This window comes from Streptococcus sp. CF7_Ac1-8 (assembly GCF_024295435.1).
Taxonomy (GTDB): domain Bacteria; phylum Bacillota; class Bacilli; order Lactobacillales; family Streptococcaceae; genus Streptococcus; species Streptococcus mitis_AP.
The window spans coordinates 21,497-27,562 of the sequence record NZ_JANCPI010000021.1 but is presented as its reverse complement, the minus strand read 5'-3'; the positions used below and the strand labels follow the sequence as shown (position 1 = coordinate 27,562).

At 41.8% G+C, this 6,066-nt stretch carries 8 protein-coding genes; 1 reads left to right on the top strand and 7 read right to left on the bottom strand.

All coding sequences use genetic code 11. The features are described 5' to 3' along the window. Nucleotides 1–47: 47 nt before the first annotated feature. From NMM26_RS09350 to nrdR, 7 genes are all read right to left on the bottom strand, one after another. Nucleotides 48–335, bottom strand: a complete 288-nt coding sequence (locus tag NMM26_RS09350) for a hypothetical protein (RefSeq protein WP_254754315.1) — start codon at nt 333–335, stop codon at nt 48–50. Between the two features lie 229 nt (nt 336–564). After that, complete coding sequence (locus NMM26_RS09345; protein WP_254754314.1) at nt 565–900, bottom strand: hypothetical protein; 336 nt, start codon at nt 898–900, stop codon at nt 565–567. Nucleotides 901–983: 83 nt separating this feature from the next. Continuing rightward, on the bottom strand, nt 984–2,294 hold the full coding sequence (gene der / locus NMM26_RS09340; protein WP_001207696.1) for a ribosome biogenesis GTPase Der: 1,311 nt from the start codon (nt 2,292–2,294) through the stop codon (nt 984–986). Nucleotides 2,295–2,307: 13 nt separating this feature from the next. Continuing rightward, on the bottom strand, nt 2,308–3,021 hold the full coding sequence (locus tag NMM26_RS09335) for an NADPH-dependent oxidoreductase (protein WP_254754313.1): 714 nt from the start codon (nt 3,019–3,021) through the stop codon (nt 2,308–2,310). After that, nucleotides 3,018–3,914: a primosomal protein DnaI gene (dnaI, locus tag NMM26_RS09330; protein ID WP_254754312.1), complete on the bottom strand. Its 897-nt coding sequence runs from the start codon at nt 3,912–3,914 to the stop codon at nt 3,018–3,020. The genes NMM26_RS09335 and dnaI overlap by 4 nt, the downstream gene beginning before the upstream one ends. Beyond that, nucleotides 3,915–5,084 (bottom strand): replication initiation and membrane attachment family protein, encoded by a 1,170-nt coding sequence (locus tag NMM26_RS09325; protein ID WP_254754311.1) that lies wholly within the window; start codon nt 5,082–5,084, stop codon nt 3,915–3,917. Next, nucleotides 5,085–5,558 carry a transcriptional regulator NrdR gene (gene nrdR / locus NMM26_RS09320; RefSeq protein WP_001203672.1) on the bottom strand — a complete coding sequence of 158 codons (474 nt, stop codon included), beginning with the start codon at nt 5,556–5,558 and terminating at the stop codon, nt 5,085–5,087. 139 nt (nt 5,559–5,697) lie between these two features. On the opposite strand from nrdR, the gene NMM26_RS09315 reads away from it, so the two are divergent. Beyond that, a complete protein-coding gene (locus NMM26_RS09315; protein ID WP_000119149.1) occupies nt 5,698–6,063 on the top strand; it encodes a GntR family transcriptional regulator in 366 nt (121 codons plus the stop codon). Nucleotides 6,064–6,066: the final 3 nt, after the last annotated feature.

Here is a 6,066-nt window from a genome sequence, read left to right as displayed (position 1 = left end):
AAAAAGAGGCTAGTTTCCAAGCTAACCTCTCTCTATTTTTTAAGTGTTTAATTTCCAAAAATCGGCAAAAGAGCAAATAGGATAAATAGATTAATCCAAAGAGAAAGACAACAGATAAGTCCAAAAACAAAGAGACTGACTTTCTTGGATAGCAAGGCCATCAAAATGGACAGAATTCCAAAAACTAGCAAGACTTTCTGCATAATGAAGATGTCAATCGTTATCCCCAGAACCGGACTCCCCCAAGGAATAAAGAAGAAAGCAAGCCAGATCAGCAGAACCAAACCAATATAGACCTTGAAATAGCGTGTAATAAATGATTTTAGACGTACCATAAGCCACCTCCTACAAATAGAAAGTAATATAATACTCAATGAAAATCAAAGAGCAAACTAGGAAACTAGCCGCAGGTTGCTCAAAGCACTACTTTGAGGTTGTAGATAAGACTGACGAAGTCAGCTCAAAACACTGTTTTGAGGTTGTAGATAGAACTGACGAAGTCAGTTACATATATAATCAAAGGCGACGTTGACGTGGTTTGAAGAGATTTTCGAAGAGTATAAATCAATGCCTTCCACCTTTAGACTTCCCTAGTTCCCGTCTCAAGCGAAACATTTTTTTGAGACAGAAATAAGTTGACCTATTCAGACCAATAGCTAGCAAAATAAAAAGAAACCAAATGCCCCAAAACTTGATATCTGTCACATTTCTCAAGACGATATTGAAAAACAGAACTGAAACAACTGTCCAAGCAAGGCTAAAAAGAGAATAGAGGGGGATGTAAACCCAGTAAAAATAGTAAAAAAATGGGAAAAATCTGCTATTTCTGTTGGCCTTTTCAATCCAGTTATCAAAATAAAAGTAAGGTGCTAAAAGTAAGAATTTAAACAAATGTTCCATTATCGACACCTCTTTTTGATGGCGTTTTCTTCAACTTCATTCTATCAAAAAAATCTGGAAATGTCATTCCAGATTCTACTTTTTTATTTGCGTTTTCTTGCGATGAGATGGATCGGTGTTCCCTCAAAAACAAAGGCCTTGCGGATTTGATTTTCCAAGAAACGCAGGTAAGAAAAGTGCATGAGTTCTTCTTCGTTGACAAAGATAACAAAGGTTGGTGGTTTGGTTGCCACTTGGGTTGCATAGAAAATCTTGAGGCGTTTTCCTTTGTCTGTCGGTGTTGGGTTGATGGCAATGGCATCCATGATGACATCATTCAAGACAGCTGATGGAATACGTGTATTTTGACTTTCGCTGATTTGCTTGATCATCTCAGGAAGTTTGTGGAGACGTTGCTTGGTCAAGGCTGATACAAAGATAATCGGTGCGTAAGGCAGGTATTGGAACTGCTCACGGATATCTTCTTCCCAGTTTTTCATAGTGTGGTTGTCTTTTTCAAGCGTATCCCACTTGTTTACCACGATAATCATTCCTTTACCAGCTTCATGAGCAAATCCTGCAATACGCTTGTCGTACTCACGGATTCCTTCTTCTGCATTGATAACCATCAAGACCACATCTGAACGGTCAATAGCACGCATGGCACGCATGACAGAGTATTTCTCTGTATTTTCATAAACCTTACCAGACTTACGCATACCAGCCGTATCAATCATGGTAAACTCTTGACCATCTGTATCTGTAAAGTGGGTATCAATGGCGTCACGAGTTGTTCCAGCAACGGGACTAGCAATGACACGGTCTTCGCCCAAGATAGCATTGATCAAGCTTGATTTTCCAACGTTTGGACGACCAATCAAACTAAACTTAATGACATCTGGATTTTCTTCTTCATATTCATTTGGAAGATTTTCTACGATAGCGTCTAGCACATCCCCTGTACCGATCCCATGGACAGATGAGATAGGCAGTGGTTCACCCAAACCGAGAGCATAGAAATCATAGATATCGTTTCGCATCTCAGGGTTGTCCACCTTGTTAACCGCGAGGATAACTGGTTTGTGGGTCTTATAAAGTTTACGGGCTACGTATTCGTCTGCATCGGTAATTCCTTCCTTACCAGACACGACAAAGACGATAACATCGGCTTCTTCCATGGCAATTTCTGCCTGGTGCTTGATTTGTTCCATAAAAGGAGCATCGACATCATCGATTCCTCCTGTATCAATCATGCTAAAGGAACGATTGAGCCACTCACCCGTTGCATAGATACGGTCACGTGTCACTCCTTCGACATCTTCTACAATGGAGATTCGCTCACCAGCGATCCGATTAAATAGGGTTGATTTCCCAACATTGGGACGTCCTACAATGGCAATAGTTGGTAGGGCCATAATTTCTCACTTTCTACAATAACTTCTTCTGTTCAAGATTTTTTCTAGTTGAGCTTGGTTCAACTTGACCAAACTGTTCTGCTAGACGCTGACTCCAGCTTGTGGTCGCACGCGCCCCAGCATAGTCAGCCTGTACACGGTCGTAAGCTTGGATTACCTCGGTTGACTGTTCTTGGTATTCTTCCTCAAAGACAACATTCTCTAGTGGCAGTCTTGGTTTTACATCATGATGTTGATTTGGCGCACCTAGTGCCATCCCAAAGACAGGATAGGTGTAGTCAGGCAGGTTAAAGAGCCCTGCTACTTCTGCTGACTTGTATCGAACCAAGCCAATAATGACACCACCATAGCCCAAACTTTCAGCTGCCAGCAAGGCATTTTGACCAGCAAGAGCCGCATCGACTGAACTAATCAAGAGACCTTCTACACCTTGGGGTTGGAATGAATCGGTATGAAGCTGGGCTCCCTTTCCTGCTCGGTTCAAGTCTCCGACAAAGAGAAGGAAAACAGCAGACTGGCGAATGGCTTCCTGAGGCACCAATTCATACAGAGCATCTTTCTTTTCTTGACTTCGCACCACAATCACAGAGTAGGATTGGAAATTCTTCCAAGACGAAGCCATCTGGGCTGCTGTCAGGATTTCGGTCAAGTCTTCCTGAGGAAGGGTTTGCTCCTTAAATCTGCGCACTGACGTGTGAGCTTTCATTAATTTGATTGTTTCTGTCATCGACGGTTTACTCCTTCTAAACGAGTCTCCTCAGCCAAATAACGGATGCGTTCCATGACGCGTCTGGCTTCCCAAGTTTCGTCATTTCCATGTTTCCCTTTAGCGAAATGCAGCTCCAATTCTTCAAAGTTGAAGTTGGAGGTGAAAAAAGTCGGTAAATTTTCCTGCATCCGATATTGAAGAATGACTTGCAGGATTTCATCACGTACCCAAGCTGTTGATTGCTCGGCGCCAATATCATCTAAAATCAGGACTTCAGAAAGCTTAATCTCATCCACCAAGGTCTTGACATTACCATCACCGATAGCATTTTTGACATCGATGACAAAGCTAGGATAGTGGAGGAGAGTTGATGAAACACCACGTTTTTCTGATAAATCATGGGCTAAGGCAGCCACCATGAAACTTTTACCCACACCAAAGTCTCCATATAGGTAAAGACCTTTTAGAATAGTTGGATATTGTTCCACGAAGGCTAATAGCTTTTCAAAAACTGGCAAGCGCCCCAAATCATCCAAGTCAACTTGAGCCAAACTAGCTTTCCTGAGACTGGCTGGCAGATTGATTAACTTGAGACGATTCTTAATAGCCGCTTCTTTTTCAGCCGCTATTAGTTCAGGAGTTTCTTCATAAAAAACGTCTGCATAACCATGATTCATAACCAAAATTGGCTTGTAGCCTTTGGCAATATAATCCGTATCCCCACGGAGAAATTTGTCACGCTCGGTGATATATTGATTAAACTTGGAGATACTGCGATTTAATTCCTCTGGAGTCAAGGATTCTTGCTGGATAAAGGCCGCAACATCAGGGTCCTTCATGATTTTCTGGACCAAATCTTGATAATGAAAACGGCTAGGTTGACGTTTGAGTACGTCTCCGACACTTTCCATCTAATCTCCTCCTTTTTCTAATCGAGCTAATAGTTCTTGTTTCTTACGTTCTAGTTCCAGACGAGTTTCCTCGCTGGTTTCATTTTTATAATCTGGATTGCTCCACTTGGGTACATTGGACTTGGTAGGACTCGGTTTACTGCCTTTTTGAGCTTGACTCTTTTGCCCACGTTCACGGATGCGCAAGACTGCCTCTTCTGCCGAATGAATTTTTTGATAGGCATAGTCATTGGCTACCTTCATAGCATATTTCTCATTGATATTTGCTGAATCTACCTTATTAAAGGTCAATAAAAGAATAATATTGATAACTTCGTCCAGCAAGCCCAAGCCAGCCATTTGTTGCAAGAGTTCTCTTTCTGTTTGGGTAATGGTCCCCTTGCGTGTTTGCTTGATTTCTGCCAAGAACTGCAGGGCAGTTTTGCTTTTTGCTTCCTTGATAATGGTTGCTTCCTTAGGACTAAAGTCAGAGGAAACAGGTTTTTGAACGATTTTTTCCCGCATGCGTTTGGTTGAAATAACCTGGGAAATAGCTGTTGACTTGGCCAATTGATAAGTTTCAAACCAAGTCCATTTCTTCTCCTCAGCAATGGCAAAAAGGTTTAAGACATCGGACTGCTCATCCGCAAAGCGAAGCCCATCTCGAGCCATAAGCTGACGAAAATGGTCTAAGTCAAAATCGTTGGCCACTTTCTTCTTGAGACCAAGGTCTTCTTGACTTCCTAGTTCTGGCAAGTCTGGAAAGACTTGATTGAGTGAGACAGGTATTTCTTCTCCCTCAGCACTTTCAACTTTTAAATCCTCCACAGCTGCATCGCCAATCTTTTTCTCCAAAAGTCTGCGATAAACAGGATGTTCCAAGAAGTCTTGACTTGAAAGAGGAGCATGGATAACTATCTGATAGGTATCACCCTTTTGATAGAGGGTCAAGAGATTAAAAGCAGATAGGATTTTCAGGGCTTTTATCAGTCTATCCATCCCAAAATTGAGATGATTGAGAATGCTTGAAAAAAGGTATTCCTTTCTGCCATTATCCCAAAAACTGATGGTATAAAGATAAAGGCTCAGTGCCTCCTGACCGATAATCGGGAGGTAGCACTGTACCAGAGATGAGGTATCTTGCGACACCCGATTATTCTTTAGATAAGAAAAACGGTCAATTGGCTTCATTTATCTTTCCTTTTTCTTTTTAGAGGACTGGGTGATTTGTTGGAGCAGGCTCTCTAACTCACTCACATCCTTAAAACTACGATAGACACTGGCAAAACGCACATAGGTAATCTCATCTAACTCAGCCAACTCCTCCATGACGAGTGAACCAATGTCCTCACTTTGAATTTCATTTTCATTTCGACCACGGAGTTTCTGTTCGATACGATTGACTACCATGTTGATTTCATCACTTGACACAGGACGTTTCTGGGCTGAGCGGATAATCCCATTAAAGATTTTATCTCTGGAGAACTGTTCCCGTGTGCCATCTTTTTTAACAACCACTAAGGTTCTTTCTTCTACCCGTTCGTAGGTTGTAAAACGGTGCTGGCATTCGTCGCACTCACGTCTTCTACGAATGGTGTTCCCTTCTTCTGCTTGGCGACTATCGATAACACTTGACTTGGTAGCCCCACATTTTGGACAACGCATCCTTTCCCTCCTTATCGTTTTCTTTTCATTATACCATTTTTTAAGCGATTCCCAAAACAATTCTTCTTTTTGCTTGACAAGTTTTTTGTTTCGTTGTATTATTTAATTAAGACAAAAGGATAAAAGAAAGGAGACCAAGATGTCCTGGACATTTGACAACAAAAAACCCATCTATTTACAGATTATGGAGAAAATCAAGCTTCAGATTGTTTCCCATACACTGGAACCCAATCAACAACTTCCAACCGTGCGAGAGCTGGCTAGCGAGGCTGGTGTCAATCCAAACACCATCCAAAGAGCCTTATCAGACCTTGAACGAGAAGGATTTGTCTACAGTAAGCGAACAACTGGACGATTTGTGACTGAGGATAAGGAGCTAATCGCCCAATCGCGCAAACAATTATCGGAAGAAGAATTGGAACACTTCGTTTCCTCCATGACCCATTTTGGCTATGAAAAAGAAGAACTACCAGGCGTAGTCGGCGATTATATTAAAGGAGTTTAAGCC

Excerpts from the sequence above, each read along its gene's own strand:
- NMM26_RS09345 (WP_254754314.1), bottom strand. The coding sequence starts at position 900 with ATGGAACATTTGTTTAAATTCTTACTTTTAGCACCTTACTTTTATTTT.
- der (WP_001207696.1), bottom strand. The coding sequence starts at position 2,294 with ATGGCCCTACCAACTATTGCCATTGTAGGACGTCCCAATGTTGGGAAA.
- NMM26_RS09315 (WP_000119149.1), top strand. The coding sequence starts at position 5,698 with ATGTCCTGGACATTTGACAACAAAAAACCCATCTATTTACAGATTATG.
- NMM26_RS09350 (WP_254754315.1), bottom strand. The coding sequence starts at position 335 with ATGGTACGTCTAAAATCATTTATTACACGCTATTTCAAGGTCTATATT.
- nrdR (WP_001203672.1), bottom strand. The coding sequence starts at position 5,558 with ATGCGTTGTCCAAAATGTGGGGCTACCAAGTCAAGTGTTATCGATAGT.
- NMM26_RS09335 (WP_254754313.1), bottom strand. The coding sequence starts at position 3,021 with ATGACAGAAACAATCAAATTAATGAAAGCTCACACGTCAGTGCGCAGA.
- NMM26_RS09325 (WP_254754311.1), bottom strand. The coding sequence starts at position 5,084 with ATGAAGCCAATTGACCGTTTTTCTTATCTAAAGAATAATCGGGTGTCG.
- dnaI (WP_254754312.1), bottom strand. The coding sequence starts at position 3,914 with ATGGAAAGTGTCGGAGACGTACTCAAACGTCAACCTAGCCGTTTTCAT.